General features: G+C 68.9%; 18 protein-coding genes. 17 read left to right on the forward strand and 1 reads right to left on the reverse strand.

What is annotated here, in order from left to right; genetic code table 11:
* Positions 1-63: 63 nt before the first annotated feature.
* Positions 64-363, reverse strand: coding sequence for a hypothetical protein (locus tag ACIPVN_RS02065; protein ID WP_400438792.1), 300 nt, complete (start codon positions 361-363; stop codon positions 64-66).
* A gap of 87 nt (positions 364-450) precedes the next feature.
* Between ACIPVN_RS02065 and ACIPVN_RS02070 the strand changes: the two genes are divergently transcribed.
* The 17 genes from ACIPVN_RS02070 (at position 451) to ACIPVN_RS02150 (ending at position 19,423) form a co-directional block, all read left to right on the forward strand.
* The gene (locus tag ACIPVN_RS02070) at positions 451-1,872 is read left to right on the forward strand and encodes a replication-associated recombination protein A (protein ID WP_400438795.1); all 1,422 of its coding nucleotides are present in this window, start codon (positions 451-453) and stop codon (positions 1,870-1,872) included.
* Positions 1,873-1,922: 50 nt separating this feature from the next.
* Positions 1,923-3,230: an acyltransferase gene (locus ACIPVN_RS02075; protein WP_400438798.1), complete on the forward strand. Its 1,308-nt coding sequence runs from the start codon at positions 1,923-1,925 to the stop codon at positions 3,228-3,230.
* A gap of 150 nt (positions 3,231-3,380) precedes the next feature.
* A complete protein-coding gene (rpsD, locus tag ACIPVN_RS02080; protein WP_400438800.1) occupies positions 3,381-4,010 on the forward strand; it encodes a 30S ribosomal protein S4 in 630 nt (209 codons plus the stop codon).
* A 121-nt stretch (positions 4,011-4,131) separates the two neighbouring features.
* Entirely contained in the window at positions 4,132-4,320 is a 189-nt protein-coding gene (locus tag ACIPVN_RS02085; RefSeq protein ID WP_247622433.1) for a hypothetical protein, read from the forward strand.
* A 58-nt stretch (positions 4,321-4,378) separates the two neighbouring features.
* Positions 4,379-7,039 carry an alanine--tRNA ligase gene (alaS, locus tag ACIPVN_RS02090; RefSeq protein WP_400438804.1) on the forward strand — a complete coding sequence of 887 codons (2,661 nt, stop codon included), beginning with the start codon at positions 4,379-4,381 and terminating at the stop codon, positions 7,037-7,039.
* Entirely contained in the window at positions 7,036-7,509 is a 474-nt protein-coding gene (gene ruvX, locus ACIPVN_RS02095) for a Holliday junction resolvase RuvX (protein ID WP_400438807.1), read from the forward strand. Before alaS ends, ruvX begins: the two co-directional genes overlap by 4 nt.
* A 2-nt stretch (positions 7,510-7,511) precedes the next feature.
* Entirely contained in the window at positions 7,512-9,029 is a 1,518-nt protein-coding gene (gene mltG / locus ACIPVN_RS02100) for an endolytic transglycosylase MltG (protein WP_400438810.1), read from the forward strand.
* A 25-nt stretch (positions 9,030-9,054) separates the two neighbouring features.
* Positions 9,055-9,846 carry a shikimate dehydrogenase family protein gene (locus tag ACIPVN_RS02105; RefSeq protein WP_400438813.1) on the forward strand — a complete coding sequence of 264 codons (792 nt, stop codon included), beginning with the start codon at positions 9,055-9,057 and terminating at the stop codon, positions 9,844-9,846.
* Between the two features lie 70 nt (positions 9,847-9,916).
* Entirely contained in the window at positions 9,917-11,146 is a 1,230-nt protein-coding gene (aroC, locus tag ACIPVN_RS02110) for a chorismate synthase (RefSeq protein ID WP_400438819.1), read from the forward strand.
* Complete coding sequence (locus tag ACIPVN_RS02115) at positions 11,130-11,648, forward strand: shikimate kinase (RefSeq protein ID WP_400438822.1); 519 nt, start codon at positions 11,130-11,132, stop codon at positions 11,646-11,648. The genes aroC and ACIPVN_RS02115 overlap by 17 nt, the downstream gene beginning before the upstream one ends.
* Entirely contained in the window at positions 11,645-12,733 is a 1,089-nt protein-coding gene (gene aroB, locus ACIPVN_RS02120; protein WP_400438825.1) for a 3-dehydroquinate synthase, read from the forward strand. Before ACIPVN_RS02115 ends, aroB begins: the two co-directional genes overlap by 4 nt.
* Entirely contained in the window at positions 12,730-13,167 is a 438-nt protein-coding gene (gene aroQ, locus ACIPVN_RS02125) for a type II 3-dehydroquinate dehydratase (protein WP_400438827.1), read from the forward strand. Before aroB ends, aroQ begins: the two co-directional genes overlap by 4 nt.
* 73 nt (positions 13,168-13,240) lie before the next feature.
* Positions 13,241-13,801 carry an elongation factor P gene (efp, locus tag ACIPVN_RS02130; protein ID WP_247622442.1) on the forward strand — a complete coding sequence of 187 codons (561 nt, stop codon included), beginning with the start codon at positions 13,241-13,243 and terminating at the stop codon, positions 13,799-13,801.
* Positions 13,802-13,804: 3 nt separating this feature from the next.
* A complete protein-coding gene (gene nusB / locus ACIPVN_RS02135; protein WP_247622443.1) occupies positions 13,805-14,215 on the forward strand; it encodes a transcription antitermination factor NusB in 411 nt (136 codons plus the stop codon).
* A 54-nt stretch (positions 14,216-14,269) separates the two neighbouring features.
* On the forward strand, positions 14,270-17,233 hold the full coding sequence (locus tag ACIPVN_RS02140) for a DEAD/DEAH box helicase (RefSeq protein WP_400438832.1): 2,964 nt from the start codon (positions 14,270-14,272) through the stop codon (positions 17,231-17,233).
* 122 nt (positions 17,234-17,355) lie between these two features.
* Positions 17,356-18,933 (forward strand): Rieske 2Fe-2S domain-containing protein, encoded by a 1,578-nt coding sequence (locus tag ACIPVN_RS02145; protein ID WP_400438835.1) that lies wholly within the window; start codon positions 17,356-17,358, stop codon positions 18,931-18,933.
* A 4-nt stretch (positions 18,934-18,937) separates the two neighbouring features.
* Positions 18,938-19,423, forward strand: coding sequence for a hypothetical protein (locus ACIPVN_RS02150; protein ID WP_400438838.1), 486 nt, complete (start codon positions 18,938-18,940; stop codon positions 19,421-19,423).
* The last annotated feature ends 49 nt before the right edge of the window (positions 19,424-19,472 follow it).

Below are 19,472 nucleotides of genomic sequence, written 5' to 3' on the forward strand. Positions count from 1 at the left end.
AGCCTAGTACGCCACGACGATGCGATGCGGTGACGTTCCGCTCCGCGTCGGAGCGGGCGCGGATCACTCCGCGGGGGTCTCCTCGGGAGCGGGCGCCTCGGTGGGTACGGGGGTCTCCACGGGAGCGGTCGGCTCGACGGACGACGAGGGCGTGGGGGTGGGCTCCGGTGCCGTGACCTGCGCGTGCGCCACCTGGCTCGCGATCGCTGCGAGCACGAGGACCGCTCCACCCACACCGGCGATCACGTTGTCGCGCACGCGTCGACGGATCCTCTCCTGGTGCAGAGCCGTGCGCGCCGCATAGACGCGTGCGCGCTCGGCCTGTGCGCGCTCCTGAGCGCTCTTCGAACCGCGTGCCGCCATTGCGTGCTCCTCTCGACGACGCCGCCGGGCGACGTCGTCTCAGAGCATATCGTCGCCGGTGTCGGCGGACCGCATTAGCCTGGAGGGATGACCCCTGCCGCCGCCCTGCTCTCGGGGCAGACGCCGCTCGCCGTGCGCATGCGACCCGTCTCGCTCGACGAGGTGGCCGGTCAGCGGCACCTGCTCCGTTCGGGATCGCCGATCGTCGCCCTCGCCGACCCGGAGGCTTCGTCGCCCGGCGCGGTCTCCATCATCCTCTGGGGTCCTCCCGGTACGGGTAAGACGACGCTCGCGCAGGCCATCGCCCGCTCGTCCGGTCGCCGCTTCGTCGAACTCTCGGCGATCACGGCGGGGGTGAAAGACGTGCGCGAGGTGATGCAGGAGGCGATCACCCAGCGCGACCTCTACGGACAGACGACGATCCTGTTCCTCGACGAGATCCACCGCTTCACCAAGGCGCAGCAAGACGCTCTCCTCCCCGGCGTCGAGAACGGGTGGGTGATCCTGATCGCCGCGACGACCGAGAACCCGTCGTTCTCCGTGATCTCGCCGCTGCTCTCGCGCTCGCTCCTCCTCACCTTGCAACCGCTCACCGACGACGACATCGGTCTGCTCGTCGATCGCGCCGTCGTCGATGCGCGCGGCCTGCACGGCGCGGTGACCCTCAGCGACGAGGCGCGGGCCGCGCTGATCCGCCTCGCATCCGGCGACGCACGCCGTGCCCTCACCGGACTCGAGGCCGGGGCAGCGGTCGCGCTCTCGCACGGGAGCCCGCCCGCCACCGACGACGACGATGACGATGACGATGATGAGGATGCCGACGCGGCGGGCGATGGCACCGGGGAGGGGACCCCTGCAGGGGCATCCGTCGCACCGGAAGTCTCCGCCGACGACATCGCGCAGGCCGTCGACCGAGCACTGTTGCGCTACGACCGCCAGGGAGACGAGCACTACGACGTCATCAGCGCGTTCATCAAGTCGATCCGGGGCTCGGACCCCGACGCGGCCCTGCACTACCTCGCCCGGATGATCGAGGCGGGGGAGGATCCCCGGTTCATCGCTCGGCGGCTCGTGATATCCGCATCCGAGGACATCGGCCTCGCCGATCCGCAGGCGTTGGTGATCGCCGTCGCCGCCGCCGATGCCGTGGCCTTCATCGGCATGCCGGAGGGCCGCATCCCGCTCGCCGAGGCGACCGTGTACCTCGCGACGACGGCCAAGTCGAATGCGGCGTACGCGGGCATCGACGCCGCGATAGCCGACATCCGCAAGGGTGGTTTCGGGCGCGTGCCGCTGCATCTGCGCGATGCCCACTATCCCGGAGCGAAGCGGCTCGGTCATGGCCGCGGCTATGTCTATCCGCACGACAGCGAGTTCGGCATCGTGGCGCAGCAGTACCTTCCCGATGAGTTGCAGGGGCGCCGCTACTACGCGCCGAAGACCCTGGGCGCCGAGCGTGACGTCTCGGCGCGTCTAGAGAGGATCCGTCGCATCCTCGACGGGCGCTGACTCGCGGCCCCTGCCCCGCCCCTGACGCGCGACCCTCTACAGTGTGGCGGGTGACGCGTTCTCCTCTTCGCATCCCTCCCGACCGCGACCTCTCGATCGACTTCGTCCGCGCGATCTGCCTCCCGGTGGTGGTCGTGCTGCACGCGATCCAGATGGGGATCGAAGGCGATCCGCCCCGTGCGTTCAACGCACTCGCGGAGTGGACGCCGTTGGCGTGGATCACCTGGATCGGGATGATCATGCCCACGTTCTTCATCGCGGGCGGTTTCGCGGGCATCACGACCTGGCGGCGGCTCGAGAAGCGAGGAGAGACGGCGGGGGAGTACATCCGCGTCCGGGCCCTCCGGCTCGCGCGCCCGGTGTTCCTCGCGATGCTCGGCGTGCTCGTCGCCCTCGCGGTGATGGCGGTCTGCGGAGCAGATGTCGAGTTCCTCCGAACCTTCGCGTTCCGGCTCGCCGAGCCACTCTGGTTCATCGCGGTCTACGCGATCTGCACCTCGTTCGTGCCGCTGATGGCCGCGCTGCACCGCCGCGCGGCCTGGACGACCTACGTCGTCCTGGCCGCGCTGGTCGTGATCGTCGATCTGGTCTCTCGTTTCGGGGGCCTGCCCGTCGGCGCCCTCAATTGGCTCTTCGTGTGGCTCTTCGTGCAGCAGCTCGGCTTCGGTGTGCGGGATCAGTGGTACTCGCGCCGCCCGCGATGGCTGCTCCTGGTGCTGGCGGTCGCCGCCTACGGCCTGATGTGCGTCGCCGTCTTCGGGTTGGGCTACGACCCCGACATGATCGCCAACCTCAACCCGCCCACCGTGCTCCTGCTCCTGCTCGGCCTGGCCCAGGTCTATCTGTTCACGCTTCTTCAGCCGGCGATCCGCGCGCTCATGCGCCTGCGACCCGCCCTCGTGATCATCGGCGCCCTCGGAACGTACGGCATGGTCATCTACCTGTGGCACACGGTCGCGATGGCGATCGTCGTCGGCGCGCAGCAGGCGCTGGGGCTGTCGTTCCCCGCGGTGCTCACCCCCACCTGGTGGATCACACGCATCCCGTGGGTGCTCGCGATCGTGGCGGTGCTCGCCGTGCTCTGCGCGATCGTTCCCCGGATCGAACGCATCTGGCCCCACGAGAGGGCGCGCTCCATGCCGCTGCCGGCGGCGATCACGGCGACAGCGCTCCTCGTGGCGGCCGTCGGATGGGTGCTCACCCAGGGCTATCTCACGCTCGGGATCGCCGCAGCGCTGGCGGCGATCGTGCTCGCGATCGCGTGGCTCACCGTCGGCGGGCCTGGTCCGAATCGAACGTCGGAGCCGCTCGAGGAGGCTGCCGAATCCGGCGCATCGCAGGACGCCCGGCGCCTCTGATAGACTTGAGCGGCTCGAAACCAAGTTTTCGGGCATCTCCTCGTTCACACCACACCTCGACGGCGCCCCGGCGTGCGCCCCGAGGAAGAACGCGGGCGATACGTCCGTGAGTCGCGAGAGACGCGACCACGTCATCGGAAGGACAGCTTCGTGACCACGAAGTCCCAGGACCGCCGCAAGGTGCGTCTGAGCCGTGCCCTCGGCATCCCGCTCACCCCGAAGGCCGCCCGCTACCTCGAGAAGCGTCCCTACGCTCCGGGTGAGCACGGCCGCACCAAGCGCAAGGCTGACAGCGACTACGCCGTCCGTCTGCGCGAGAAGCAGCGTCTGCGCGAGCAGTACGGCATCCGCGAGAAGCAGATGCGCAACACCTTCAACGAGGCCCGCCGCCAGGATGGTCTGACCGGTGAGAACCTGGTCGAGCTCCTCGAGATGCGTCTCGACGCTCTCGTGCTGCGCGCCGGCTTCGCCCGTACGACGGCGCAGGCTCGCCAGCTCGTCGTGCACCGCCACATCCTCGTCGACGGCCAGCTCGTCGACCGCCCGTCCTTCCGCGTGAAGGCCGGGCAGCTCATCCACGTCAAGGCCAAGAGCGAGGGCACCGAGCCCTTCCAGGTGGCAGCAGCCGGCGGTCACGCCGAGGTCCTGCCCCCCGTTCCGGGCTACCTCGAGGTCGAGCTCGACAAGCTCCAGGCCCGCCTGGTCCGTCGTCCGAAGCGCGCCGAGGTCCCCGTGACCTGCGAAGTGCAGCTCGTCGTCGAGTACTACGCGGCTCGCTGAGCCCACGGAGCGCTGATCTCAGCGTTCCAAACGAGAGGCGTCGGGGTGACCCGACGCCTCTCGTCGTTTTTGCATACGATGGAGACACCGCGCCTTCGCGGGTCAAGGCAAGGATGACGACATGAAGAACATGGTGTGGTTCCTGATCGGCGTGATCGGCGGCTTCGTCGCTGCGCATTTCATGAACAAGGACCCCCGCGGGCACGACATCCTCGCCGAGGTCGATGCCAGGATCAACGGCTTCACCGCGCTCATCGGCGACGCGTATCGCGCGCAGGAGGCCCGGCTCACCGAGCCGGAAGACCACTGACCCCTCGCGCAACCGCGCGGAACTTCTCACCTCCGAACAAGGACACCCGGGCACCCCTATGAATTCTGCGGAAATCGCGCAGCGCTATCTCGACTTCTTCGAGAAGAACGACCACGTCATCGTTCCCTCCGCCTCGCTCGTCAGCGACGACCCCTCCCTGATGTTCACGGTCGCGGGCATGGTGCCCTTCGTCCCGTATCTCACGGGCGTCGTGCCGTCGCCGCATCCGCGGATCGCCGACCTCCAGAAGTGCATCCGTACGAACGACATCGAAGAGGTCGGCAAGACCGCGCGTCACGGAACGTTCTTCCAGATGCTCGGCAACTGGTCGTTCGGTGATTACTTCAAAGAGGGCGCGATCCGTTACGCATGGGAGCTCCTCACCAGCAGCGAGGCCGATGGCGGCTTCGCCTTCGACGAGAAGGACCTCTGGGTCACCGTCTACGAGACCGACGACGAGGCCGAGTCGATCTGGCGCGACATCATCGGACTCAAGCCCGAGCGCATCCAGCGCCTCGGACGTGCCGACAACTACTGGAACACGGGCCAGCCCGGCCCCGGCGGCCCCGACTCGGAGATCTTCTTCGACCGAGGACCGGCGTACGGTAAGGACGGCGGTCCCGCCGCCGACGACTCGAGGTTCCTGGAGATCTGGAACCTCGTGTTCATGCAGGACTTCATCGAGAACATCCGCGGAAAGACCGAGTTCGACATCGTCGGCGAGCTCCCGCAGAAGAACATCGATACCGGTATGGGTCTCGAACGCGTCGCCTTCCTGAAGCAGGGCGTCGAGAACATGTACGAGATCGACCAGGTGCGCCCCGTTCTCGATCGTGCCGTCGAACTCTCGGGCCGCACGTACGGCAAGGTCCACGAGGACGACGTGCGCTTCCGCGTCATCGCCGATCACGTGCGCTCGTCGCTCATGCTGCTCTCCGACGGAGTCCGTCCGTCGAACGAGGGCCGCGGCTACATCCTCCGCCGTCTCATGCGCCGCACGGTCCGTGCGATGCGTCTGCTCGGCGTCGACGAGCCCGTGTTCCCCGAGCTCTTCGCCACGTCGCGCGACGCGATGAAGTCCTCGTATCCCGAGCTGGAGCGCGACTGGTCGACCCTCTCCGCATCGGCGTTCGCCGAGGAGGAGACCTTCCGCCGCACCCTGGCGCAGGGATCGACGATCCTCGACCTGGCGCTCGACGAGACCAGGAGAGAGGGCAAGACGGCGCTGAGCGGCCCGGAGGCGTTCCTGCTGCACGACACCTACGGATTCCCGATCGATCTCACGCTCGAGGTCGCCGAGGAAGCCGGGCTCGAGGTCGACCGCGGTGCGTTCGACACGCTCATGCGCGAGCAGCGCGACCGCGCGAAGGCGGACGCACGCAACCGGAAGCGTCAGCTCGCGGACGTCTCGGTCTATCGCGAGCTGCGGGCGCTCGGCGAGACCGGTTTCGACGGTTACACGGAACTCGAGGTGCAGTCGCGCATCCTGGGCATCCTCGTCGACGGACAGCCGGTGCGCAGCGCATCGGAAGGCCAGATCGCCGAGGTCGTCCTCGCCGAGACGACGCTGTACGCCGAGTCCGGAGGCCAGGTCGCCGACAAGGGAACCATCGTGGGCCCCGGCTTCGAGCTCGAAGTGCTCGACGTGCAGCGGCCCGTGCCCGGCCTCATCAGCCACACGGTGCAGGTGAGCACCGGAACGGTGGCCGTCGACGACGCCGCCACGACGGTTGTCGACGCGGCCAACCGTCGCGCTGCGCGTCAGGCGCACTCCGCGACGCACCTCGTGCACGCTGCACTCCGTGACACGCTCGGTCCGACCGCCACGCAGGCGGGCTCGCTGAACCGCGCCGGCTACATGCGCTTCGACTTCTCCTGGTCGCAGGCGCTGTCGGCCGACACGCGCACCGAGATCGAGGAGATCACGAACCGCGCCGTCCACGACGCACTCGAGGTCACCACGCGGATCGTTTCGCTCGACGAGGCGAAGGAAGCCGGCGCCATGGCGCTGTTCGGCGAGAAGTACGGCGATGTGGTGCGCATGGTCGACATCGGCGGCCCGTGGTCCCGTGAGCTCTGCGCGGGAACGCACGTGGCCTCCAGCGCCGAGATCGGCCTCGTGAGCCTCGTCGGGGAATCGTCGGTCGGCGCATCCAACCGTCGCATCGAGGCGCTCGTCGGCGTCGACGCGTTCCGTGAGCTCGCGGCCGAGCGTGCGATCGTCTCGCAGTTGACGAGTTCGCTGAAGACACCGCGCGATCAGCTCGCCGAGCGCATCGCCGACCTCTCCGCGAACCTCAAGTCGGCCGAGAAGCGCATCGCACAGTTCGAGTCCAAGGAACGAGCTGGGCGGATCCCCGCGATCGCCGACGCTGCGCGCCGGATCGGTGCGTTCCACGTCGCCACGGAATCCCTCGGGGAACTGGCCTCGGCCGACGATCTGCGCGAGCTGGTGCTCGGCGTCCGCGACCGCCTCGGCTCCGACGCTGCGGTCGTCGCACTCGGCGCCGTCGTGAACGGTCGTCCGGTCGTCGTCATCGCCACCAACGACGCGGCCCGCACCGCGGGTGCGAAGGCGGGAGCGCTCGCGAAGCGCGCCGCCGGAGTGCTCGGCGGCGGTGGCGGCGGTCGTGACGACGTCGCGCAGGGCGGCGGAACGGATGCCGCGGCACTGCCCGCGGCACTCGACGCCATCGCTCAGGAGCTGCACACAGCGTGAGCGGGTTCCGACGCGGGGTGCGCCTCGGCATCGATGTCGGGCGCGCCCGTGTCGGCGTCGCGCGGTGCGATCCCGACGGGATGCTCGCCGTGCCCGTCGAGACCGTGCCGCGGTCAGACACCTCGATCGACCGCCTCGTGGAGCTCGCGGCCGAGTACGAGCCGATGGAGTTCGTCGTCGGGCTTCCGGTGAACATGCAGGGCGCGGATACCGCGTCGACGGTGGACGCGCGGGAGTTCGCCACCGCCCTTCGCACGCGCACCGGCGTCCCGGTCCGTCTCGTCGACGAGCGTCTCAGCACGGTCTCCGCGCACGCGGCCCTGCGTTCTTCAGGTCGAAATCAGAAGAACTCTCGTAGCATTGTGGATCAGGTCGCCGCGGTGGTGCTGCTGCAGCAGGCGATCGACATGGAGAAGAGCACCGGAAACCCGGCCGGTGCCGCTGTCCCGTCCGACGAGGAGCATCCCTGAACATGTCCGAACGCGATGGCGCGTCCTCCGCGCCCGATGCGAACGAGCCGCTCGGCGATCTCTTCGCGAACCTCCCCGAGCCGACGCAGCAGCATCCGACGGCCGATTACAGCGCCCCCGTCCCCGGTTCCCGGCGCGCCGCCCGCGAGGCCGCGCAGCGTGGCGAGGTCGACCCGGAGAGGACGCCCAGCGCCGCGCCGGATGCGGTGGACCCGGTCGGTACAACTGTGCCGCCCACTGAGCCCGCGATCGCGGCCGCGGAGTCGCACGCGCATCCCGCCGCGTCGGACGTGCCGGACGATCCCGCCCGCATCGAGCCCGTCGCCGTCGGCGCACCGGCGGCGGCAGCCGCGGCATCCGCGTCGTCGACGCCGCCCGACGCACCCATCGGTGGAGGCCTCGATGCCCTGTTCGTCGCCCCCGATGACGACCGCGCTCGCGCTCAGAAGCCCAAGAAGCGCGGACGTGGATGCCTGATCGCCCTGCTCATCATCCTCGTGATCGTGGGCGGCATCGCCGCCGCCGGCGCCTGGGCGATGAACACCTACGGCGAGCAGATCAACGACATCATGGGCTGGGGTGAGCCCAAGGACTACGAAGACGGCCAAGCCTCCGGCGAGGCCTTCGTCACGATCAAGGACGGCGACACCGGACGCCCGGTGTCGACGGCACTCTACGAGGCCGGCGTCACGAAGACCGAGGACGTCTTCTACGACTACCTGATCGAGGAGAACATCGCGGTCACCTTCTACCCCGGGGTGTATCGCCTGCAGGAGAAGATGACCGCCGCCGCCGCTCTCGAGGCGCTGGGCAACGAGGACAACAAGCTGGAGAACACGGTCTCGGTCGGCGAGGGCGCGACGATCGAGTCCTCCCTGCCGGCGATGGCGGAGACGCTCGGCCTGCCGATCGCGGATTTCGAGGCCGCCGTCGCCGATCCCTCCGCCTACGGCGTCGATGCGCCGAGCCTCGAGGGATGGCTGTTCCCGGCCGTGTACACCTTCGATCCCGAGGTCGCCGCGACGCAGGTGATCCAGCGCATGGTCGATCGCACGCGGGAATCGCTGACCAGCGCGGGCGTTCCCGACGCCGACGCCGAGCGCATCCTCACGATCGCCTCGATCATCCAGCGAGAAGGTCGCACGGCCGACTTCGCGAAGGTGAGCCGCGTGATCCAGAACCGTCTCGACATCGACATGAAGCTGCAGATGGACTCGACGGCTCAGTACGGGTACGGCTCGCTGCACGAGGGCGTCGTGTCGAGCTCGGCCGAGGCGCTGGAAGACGACAACGACTGGAACACCTACGTGCGCACGGGCCTGCCGATCACGCCGATCGCGAGCCCGAACGACGCCGCGATCGACGCCGCGATGCACCCGGAGGACGGTCCCTGGCTGTACTTCGTCACGATCGACCTGTCGACGGGCGAGACGCAGTTCTCGGAGACCTACGAGGAGCACCAGGCCGGCATCGAGAAGTGGCGCGATTGGTGCCGGGCGAATCCGGATGCCGGCTGCTGACGTTCGTGGCCCCCACAGGCTCGCGGTGTGGGGGGATCCGATCGCGCACTCGAAGTCGCCGGCGCTCCACGCCGCGGCGTATCGTGTGCTCGGTCTGGACTGGGAGTACGACCGCCGCCGGGTGAACGCCGACGACCTGCCTGCGGCGGTGGCCGGTCTCGACTCATCGTGGCGCGGGCTCTCGCTCACGATGCCTCTCAAAGAACAGGCGTTCCGGGCGGCGTCGGTGCGCGATCGCCACGCGACCTTGACGCGGGCCGTGAACACGCTCCTGCTCGACGGGCGGCCCGCGGGGTTCAACACCGACGTCGGAGGCATCGTCGACGCGCTGGCCGATGACGGGATGCGGGCGGCGACCTCGGTGCGCATCCTCGGTGCTGGCGCGACGGCGGCATCCGCCCTGGTCGCTGCGGCAGAGATCGGTGCCGAGCGGGCGGAGATTCGAGCACGACGGCCGGATCGTGCCGCGGCACTGGCCGATCTCGGCGACAGTCTCGGCGTGACCGTCTCCGTCACCTCGTTCGATGCGACGCCCACCCCGATGGATCTGACGATCGCGACGCTGCCGTCGGGTACGTCGCTTCCCGCCGATGTCTCCGTGCCCCTGGCGGCTGACGGGGGAGTGCTGTTCGATGCCGCCTACGCGCCGTGGCCATCGGCGCTGGCCGCGGTGTGGAACGACGCACCGGTCGTCTCGGGCCTCGGGATGCTGCTCCATCAGGCGATCCGTCAGATCCGAGTGTTCCTGCACGGCGACCCGGCGCACGCGCTCGACGACGAGGCATCCGTCCTGGCCGCGATGCGCGCCGCTCTCTGATCCGGAGCGCTCTGTGACACGACGCTGAAACGCGGACGGCGGGTGCGGCCGCGCATGGGAGACTAGAAGAATGCTCCGCGTGCTGACGGCCGGCGAATCGCACGGCCCCGAACTCATCGCCATCATGGAGGGCCTTCCCTCCGGTGTCCCGATCTCCTCCGAGGCGATCCAGGCCGACCTCCAGCGTCGCAAGCTCGGCTATGGGCGCGGCTCGCGCATGAAGTTCGAGCAGGACGAGCTGAGCATCTCCGGTGGCGTCCGCCACGGCAAGACCCTGGGCAGCCCGATCGCGCTGCGCATCGGCAACACCGAGTGGCCGAAGTGGACCGAGGTCATGAACCCCGAGCCCGCCGAGCTCACCGACAAGTCTCGCGGGCGCGGCGCGCCGCTCACACGCCCCCGCCCGGGTCACGCCGATCTCGTCGGCATGCAGAAGTACGACTTCGACGAGGCCCGCCCGATCCTCGAGCGGGCGAGTGCGCGGGAGACCGCCGCCCGCGTCGCGTTGGGCGCCGTGGCCCGTTCCTTCCTGGGCGAGCTCGGTATCCGTCTCGTGAGCCACACCCTCTCGATCGGCCCGGTCGCTGTGCCGGCCGGTTCGCCGCTGCCCACCCCGGATGACGTCGACGCCCTCGACGCCGATCCGCTCCGGTGCTTCGATGCCACAACCTCCGCGCTGATGGTCGCCGAGGTCGACGATGCGAAGAAGGACGGCGACACGCTCGGCGGCATCGTGGAGGTGCTCGCCTACGGCCTTCCGCCGGGACTCGGCTCGCACGTGCACTGGGACCGTCGGCTCGACGCGCGCCTCGCCCAGGCGCTGATGAGCATCCAGGCCATCAAGGGCGTCGAGGTCGGTGACGGCTTCGAGACGACGCGTCGTCGCGGCTCGGCCGCCCACGATGAGCTTTTCGCGACCGACGGCGGCATCACCCGCGGCTCCGACCGCGCCGGCGGGACCGAGGGCGGGATGTCGACCGGCACCGTCCTGCGCGTGCGCGCCGGGATGAAGCCGATCGCCACGGTGCCGCATGCGCTGCGTACGATCGACGTCGCGACCGGTGACGACGCGACGGCGCATCACCAGCGCTCCGACGTCTGTGCGGTGCCAGCGGCGGGCGTCGTGGCGGAGGCGATGGTCGCCATCGAGCTCGCCCGGGCCGTCCTCGAGAAGTTCGGCGGCGACAGTGTCGGCGAGACCCGCCGCAACCTCGAGGGTTACCTCGCGGCGATCCCGGCGGAGCTGCGCACCGCGCCGGCATCCGAGGCCGCGCTGCTCGCGCATGACGAACAGCACTGATCCGCTCACACTGGTGCTCGTCGGTCCCATGGCTGCGGGCAAGACCAGTGTGGGGAGGCGTGTCGCACGCCGCCTGGGCGTGCCGTTCATCGACACCGACAAGCGCATCGTCGCCGCTCACGGCCAGATCCCGGCCATCTTCGCCGAGCACGGCGAGGATCGCTTCCGCGAGCTCGAGCGGCTCGCGGTCGCCGACGCGCTCGCGGAGGGCGGCGTCGTCTCCCTCGGCGGCGGCGCCGTGACGGATGCTGGAACCCGCGCCCTGCTGGGCGCGCATCCCGTCGTCTTCCTCACGGTGAGTCCCGAAGCCGTCGCGGATCGGATCCGCGGAGCCGGACGCCCGTTGCTCGAGTCGGAGGATCCCCTGGAGCGCTGGATCTCGATCTTCGAGGCGCGACGGGACTGGTACGAAGAAGTGGCCACGGCGACGTTCGACACGTCGCGCCGGCCGATGCAGAAGATCGCAGACGAGATCGTCACCTGGAGGAGAGAGCAGCGATGACCACCACGACCATCAGCGTCACCGGAGACGATGCCTACGACATCGTGATCGGTCGGGACATCCTCGACCGCGTGTCGGGGGCGCTGACGCCTGCGGTGCGCAAAGTCCTCGTGGTGCACCCCCCGACGCTCGCCGCGCGCGCGGCCGAACTGCGCGACAGGCTCCTCGCCGACACCGGGAACGGTCCGCGCGAGGTCCTGCTCGCCGAGATCCCGGATGCGGAGCAGGGCAAGCGCATCGAGGTGGCGGCCTTCTGCTGGCAGGTGATGGGGCAGTCGGACTTCACGCGTACCGATGCCGTCATCGGCTACGGCGGGGGCGCGGTGACCGACCTCGCCGGCTTCGTGGCCGCGACCTGGCTGCGCGGTATCCAGCTCGTTCAGGTGCCCACCACCGTCCTCGGCCTCGTCGACGCCTCCGTCGGGGGGAAGACCGGGATCAACACCGCCGAGGGCAAGAACCTCGTCGGAGCGTTCTGGGCTCCGCGCGCGGTGATCGGCGACCTCGACGAACTGCGCAGCCTCAGCGCCAACGAGGCGACAGCCGGGTTCGCCGAGGTCGTGAAGGCCGGGTTCATCTGGGCACCGGAGATCCTCGACATCGTCGAGGCGGATCCTGCGCGTGCCGTGGACCCCGCGTCGGACGAGTTCCGCCGTGCGGTCGAACTCGCGATCGGCATGAAGGCCGCCATCGTCTCGGAGGACTTCCGAGAGGCCGGGCAGCGCGAGATCCTCAACTACGGCCACACGCTCGGGCACGCCATCGAGCACGCCGAACGCTACCGCTGGCGCCACGGCGCGGCGATCTCGGTGGGCATGCTCTTCGCCGCCGAACTCTCGCGTCTCGCCGGGCGCCTCTCCGACGAGGCAGCGCTGCGCCACCGCACGGTTCTCGAGTCACTCGGGCTCCCGACGTCGTACCGCGCGGGCGCCTGGCCGCAGCTTCTGGCCACGATGCAGCGCGACAAGAAGAGCCGCGGGGGAATGCTGCGTTTCATCCTGCTCGACGACATCGCGAAGCCGACCGTGCTGCAGGCGCCGGACGAGTCTCTGCTCTTCGCCGCCTATCAGGAGGTCGGCGCGTGAGCGCGCGGATCCTGCTCGTCAACGGCCCCAACCTCAATCTGCTCGGCACCCGTGAGCCCGAGGTCTACGGCACGGCGACCCTCGACGACGTCGAACGTCTCACGACCGAGGCCGCCGCCGCCGCGGGCTACGAGATCCGTGCGGTCCAGAGCAACCACGAGGGCGTCCTGATCGACGCGATCCACGCAGCCCGCGAGGACTGCGCCGCGATCGTGATCAACCCCGGCGGGCTCACGCACACGTCCGTGGCCCTGCGCGACGCATTGACCGGGGTCGCCCTGCCCTTCGCCGAGGTGCACATCTCGGACGTGCACGCGCGGGAGGAATTCCGCCATCACTCCTACCTCGAAGACGTCGCCGCGGTGCGGGTCATCGGGCGTGGCGTGGAGGGGTACGCCGAGGCCGTGCGACGGCTCACCGCGCTCATCCCGTAGAATCTACTGTCGGCCGGGTCCGCGCCCTGCGAGGGCGGCCGCGAAAACCACACAGGAACGGAACTCTCAGCGCATGGCATCTACCGCAGACATCAAGAACGGCGTCGTCCTCAGCATCGACGGGCAGCTCTGGAGCGTCATCGAGTTCCAGCACGTGAAGCCCGGAAAGGGCGGTGCGTTCGTGCGCACCAAGCTCAAGAACGTCGTCTCCGGCAAGGTCGTCGACCGCACGTACAACGCGGGCGCGAAGATCGACATCGAGAATGTCGACCGTCGTGACTTCACCTACCTGTACAACGACGGCGACGGCTTCGTCTTCATGGATGCCACCGACTTCGATCAGCTCACGGTCGGCGCGGCCACGGTCGGCGACGCCAAGAACTTCCTGCTCGAGAACCAGCAGGTGACGATCGCACTGAACAACGGCAACCCGCTGTACATCGACCTTCCGGCGTCGGTCATCCTCGAGGTGACGTACACCGAGCCCGGTCTGCAGGGCGATCGCTCGTCCGCCGGCACCAAGCCCGCCACCCTCGAAACCGGTTACGAGATGCAGGTTCCGCTGTTCCTCGAGACCGGCACCAAGATCAAGGTCGACACCCGCACGGGTGAGTACCTGGGTCGCGAGAAGTAAGGCGTGAGCGCTCGGACGAAGGCGCGCAAGCGCGCACTCGACATCCTCTTCTCCGCCGACGTGCGCGGAGACGACGTCGCCATCGCCCTCGCGGCCGAAGCCAAGAGGGCGGCGAGCGAACCTGCTCGCGAGGCCTCCTGGCTCTACGCCCGAGAGATCGTCGACGGCATCATCGATCACCGCGACGAGATCGACGAGCAGATCACCACCCACAGCCGCGAGTGGAAGATCGAGCGGATGCCGGCGGTCGACCGCGCACTCCTGCGCATCGCCGTCTGGGAGATCCTGCACAACGACGAGGTCCCGACGGCTGTCGCGATCGACGAGGCCGTGGAACTCGCGAAGGAGTTCTCGACCGACGACTCCGGTGCGTTCGTCCACGGCGTCCTCGGTCGGGTGTCCCGCGCGGCCTGAACGCTCTGACCGCGCCTCCGCCGAGTGTCGGAGCTGCGGGGGAGGATGAGGTCCATGGCGCTCCCGATCGATCCCGCGCGACGTGATCCCTCGCCTCCGCACGACGGGTGGCGCTCGCTGCTCGGCACGCGCGACGCCGACGACGACCTCGCTCCGCTCGCGCTCGGCGTCGAGCTCCGCTATCGCGAGGCGCGCGGGGGTAATCCCTGGGCGGCCCGTCCGCTCCGCGCGGCGACACCTCGCGACGTCGCGCGGCGTACGGGGGAGATCCTTCTCGGCATCCGTCCTCTGGAGCGCAGTGCGGCCAGCGGCGCGTGGGTACAGGGCGGCGCGACGTGGGACGCCGTTCGGCGGTCGTCGGCGCGGTACGGGCGTGAGCGTTCCCGCTGGTTCGCGGATCTCCTGAGCATCGCGCGGGATTCCCTGCTCTCGGGCACCGCCAGTGACTGGTTGCTGGTCGACCACCTCGAATCCCGGCTGCTGTGGCCCCATCTCCGCACGGGTGCGGCGCTCGGCATTCCCCTCGTTCCGACGCAGAAGGATGTCGAGGTGCTGCTGGCCTCTCGTGCCGGCGTGCGCGCGGAGATCACGCGGAGGGACGAGGGCGACCTCGCGGTCTCGGCCGTGGTCGACCTCGACGGCGAGACGATCGGCGACGCCGACCTGCATCCGATCGGACGCAGCGGCGTCTATGCCGTGACGTCGCACGGGCACCGGGTGCGGGTGCTCCTGGCCGAGATGCCGCTCAGCGACCCGGTCCACGCGCTGATCGCGGCTCCCGGCCCCCTCGTGGTGCCGCACGCGGACGAAGAGGTGTTCCTGCGAGAGGCGTATCCGCTGCTGGCGCGGCGCATCGAGGTGCGCGGCAGTGCGCGAGTCGATCTTCCGCCGTTGCCTCTACCGACGCCGGTGCTCCAGCTCACGTTCCGTCGCGGCGACACGATCGCCTTCGCGTTCGAATGGGAGTACCGGGGCTTCGGTCGCGTGCCTCTCGGCGAGTCCGCCCACGGCGTGCGCGATCGGGTGGCCGAGACAGCAGTCCTCGAACCGATCGACGCCCTCTGGCAGCAGGCGACGGGCGAGGGGCTCGCGTCCACGGGCGCGTTCCACGACGTCGAGGCCGCCGAGTTCGTCACGCATCTCGTGCCCCGCCTCGAGACCGAGGGCGTGGTCGTCGAGGTGTCCGGTCGACGCAAGACCTATCACGAACTCACCGGCGAGCCGGAGGTGACGGTCTCGACGGTCGAATCCGCCGACCCCGACTGGTTCGACCTCGGCGTGCTGGTGCGCATCGATGGACGGCTGATCCCGTTCGAGCCGCTCTTCACCGCCCTGACGAAGGGGCGCAAGAAGCTCCTGCTCGTCGACGGGAGCTACTTCTCATTGCAGCATCCTGCGCTCGACCGCTTGCGCGAACTGCTCGAGGAAGCGGCTGAACTCGACGAGTGGGAGACCGGCCCGCGCATCAGTCGACACCAGACCGACCTCTGGGAGGAGTTCGAGGACCTCGCGGATCAGGCCCTGCCCGCCGTGAGCTGGCGGGCCACGGCCGAGGGGCTCCGTGCCGCCACGGGAGTGCCTCCCGCGCCGATGCCGCGGGGGATCACCGCTCAGCTGCGGCCGTATCAGAAGCAGGGGTTCGACTGGCTCGCCTTCCTCTGGGAGCACCGGTTGGGAGGAATCCTCGCCGACGACATGGGCCTGGGGAAGACGCTCCAGATCCTCGCCCTGATCGCGCATGCGCGCGAGACGGGGGAGCGCCGGCCGTTCCTCGTGATCGCGCCGACATCGGTCGCCGGAACCTGGCAGTCCGAGGCGTCGAGGTTCGCCCCGGGACTGACCGTGCACGTGCGCGGCGCGACACGCTCGTCCGGACTGGCGGAACCGTTCGGTGCCGATGTGGTCGTCACGACGTACGCGATCGCCCGTCTCGACGCGGACGCCTTCGCCGCGGTCGAGTGGGCGGGAGTCATCCTCGACGAGGCGCAGTTCGTCAAGAACCCTGCGACCAAGCTGCATCGCGCGATCGTCGGCTTCCCTTCGGACGTCACGATCGCGGTCACCGGCACCCCCCTCGAGAACAGTCTCAGTGAGCTCTGGGCACTCCTGCAGCTCAGCGCACCCGGGCTCTTCCCCTCCGCCCGCGCGTTCCGCGAGCGATACATCCAGCCGATCGAGCAGGGCAGGGTCCCTGAGAACGAGGAGGGTGGCGCCTATCGTCAGCGTCGTCTCGCGCAGCTGCGGCGACGGATCCGCCCCCTGGTGCTGCGGCGCACGAAAGAGTTCGTAGCCCCCGACCTCCCCTCGAAACAGGAGCAGATCCTCGAGGTCGAGCTCAGCGCCTCGCATCGCGCGCTGTACGAGGCGGTGCTGCAGCGCGAGCGTCAGAAAGTGCTCGGTCTGCTGCCCGATCTCGATCGCCATCGATTCATCGTGTTCCGCTCCCTGACGCTGTTGCGGATGCTGAGTCTGTCGCCGGCCCTCATCGACGCGAACGATCGCCGAATCGGGTCGCGCAAGCTCGACGTTCTGCTCGAACGGGTCGCCGAACTGCAGGAGGAGGGGCACCGCGCGCTCGTCTTCAGCCAGTTCACGTCGTTCCTCGACCTCGCCGCCGAACGGCTCACCGCCGCCGGAATTCCCTTTGCCCATCTCGACGGAGCCTCACTGCGGCGACAGGAGATCGTCGACGGCTTCCGCGACGGCGCGCAGCCGGTGTTCCTCATCAGCCTCAAGGCGGGTGGGTTCGGCCTCACACTGACCGAGGCCGATTACGTCTTCCTGCTGGATCCCTGGTGGAACCCGGCTGCCGAAGCGCAGGCCGTCGACCGCACGCACCGCATCGGACAGTCCTCGCAGGTCTTCGTCTATCGCATGATCTCGGTGGGCACGATCGAGGAGAAGGTGCTCGACCTGCAGCGGCGCAAGGCCCGGCTCTTCTCGGCCGTGATGGACGACGAGGCGCTCTTCGCCCAGACGCTCACCGCCGACGACATCCGCGGGCTGTTCGACGGCTAGGACCGGATGCCGAATTAACCACGGCCCCGTCGCCGCGGACGTACAGGGGGGCGCGGGTAGAATCGGTGCCGTCCAGGAGGGCGCTCGCACAGGAGCGTCCGGGATGCACCAGGAGGAGCGCAATGCGGATCACGGGACTCGGCCACGCCGGGATGTTCATCGAGACGGTCGGCGGGAACATCATCTGCGACCCCGTGCTCGGCCCGTCCTTCTTCGGCTCGTGGTTCCCCTTCCCCGACAACCGCGCGCTCGACTGGGAGCGCTTCGGGCGGGAGGCGGACTTCCTCTACATCTCGCATCGTCACCGCGACCACTTCGACCCGAAGCTTCTCGAGCGCTACATCCGCAAGGACATCGAGGTGCTGCTGCCGGAGTACCCGATCGATGACCTCGAACAGGACATCCGCGCCCTCGGCTACACCAACATCACGTACGCACCCGCGGGAGAGATCATCCAGCGCGGCGACCTCAAGATCATGATCACCCCGCTGCGCGCACCCAGCGACGGCCCCATCGGAGACTCCTCGCTGAGCGTCGACGACGGCACCGGGTCGGTGCTGAACCAGAACGACTCGCACCCGCTCGACCTCGACAGCCTGCTGCACTTCGGTAAGCCCGACGCGTACTTCACCCAGGTCTCCGGTGCGATCTGGTGGCCGATGGTGTACGACCTGCCGATGGATGCGAAGCAGAACTTCGCGCAGCTCAAGCGCGAGGCGCAGAACAAGCGCGCGATGTACTACATCGAGAAGGTCGATGCTCCGCACGTCTTCCCGATGGCCGGGCCGCCCATGTTCCTGCGTGACGACCTCTTCGATTTCAACGGCACGGGGCGCAACGGCGAGTCGATCTTCACCGACCAGAAGCAGTTCCTCGCGCACATGGAGCAGCTGGCGCCGCAGTACGACGGTCAGCTCTTCATCCCCGGAACGGTCGTCACGGTCGCCTCGGGCGAGGTCACGACCGAGCAGACGCTGTATACGGATGCCGAGATATCGCACATCTTCGACGAGAAGTGGGACTACCTCGAGGAGCAGCGCGCCAGCCGTCAGCAGGAGATCCGCGACGAGGAGGCATCGCGCGCCGAGCCGCTTCCCGCGGAGGAGATCCTCGCGGCGATCAAGGAGTGGTGGGAGCCGCTGCTGAAGAAGTCCCGCACGATCCGTCTCGGTGTCGGCGGCAACGTCCGCTTCCGGATCGGCGACCTCGACATGGTGGTCGACTTCCCGCGCGCCAAGGTGCGCGAGTACGCGGGGGAGGAGTGCGTCTACTGGTACACGATCCCCGCCGACCTCGTCTCGACGAACATCCGCGATCACGAGATCGACTGGTCGAACTCGATCTTCCTCTCCATGCAGTTCCAGGTGGGGCGCAGCGGCAAGTTCAACGAGTTCCTCACGACCTTCCTCAAGTGCCTGTCGGTCGACCGTATCGAGTACGTCGAGAACTGGTACCAGGAGCAGACTGACCAGACCGAGGACGCCGAGATCGGCGATTGGCTCGTGCAGCGCCGGTGCCCGCACCTGCGTGCCGATCTCACCCGTACCGGAACGGTCGATGGCGACGGCATCCTCACGTGCAGCATGCACGACTGGAAGTGGGACCTGAAGACGGGCCGCTGCCTCTCGACGAGCGGTCACCCCATCCGTTCCTCGAAGCTCGAGGAGTCGACGGACGACGTGCTCGCCGAGGCGAGCTGACCGCGTGACACTGGCAGGCGCGCGCTGGGTCGTGCGGTCCACCCCTGAGCGTCTGGTGCGGATCGCCACCGACTTCCTGCTCGATGAGGGGTTCGTGCACCGTGACGATTCCTTCGGCGATGTCGCCGGTGTTCACGACTCCGGATGGGTGGCCACGTCTCTCGAGATCGGTGAGCAACAACGTCCTCGGCGTTTTCACGTGCTCCGCCGCCCGCAGCCGATCACCTCCCGGACACTCGTCGTCGCGACGGCACGATCCGTGTCGCGCGATGTGGCCGAGCTGGTCGTGTTCCCCCACCCGTCCGATCAGGACGGTTCCGACGCGGCGCGAATCGCGGCTCCCCGCCTGACGCTCGCGCTCGAGGGCATCACCGCTGCGGCGGGGGCCGAGGGAGCGATGCTCTCGTACGAACCGCTGACGTCGATCGCGGCAGATGACACCAGCCCCGCCGGGCCTTCGACGGTCCGCGACGTGCTCGGATGGCGCTGACACCCCGCTAGACTGGTGACGAAAGCAACCTTTAACACCGTCCTGTGAG

The sequence above is a fragment of the Microbacterium sp. NPDC090003 genome, from assembly GCF_044748385.1.
Taxonomy (GTDB): Bacteria; Actinomycetota; Actinomycetes; order Actinomycetales; family Microbacteriaceae; genus Microbacterium.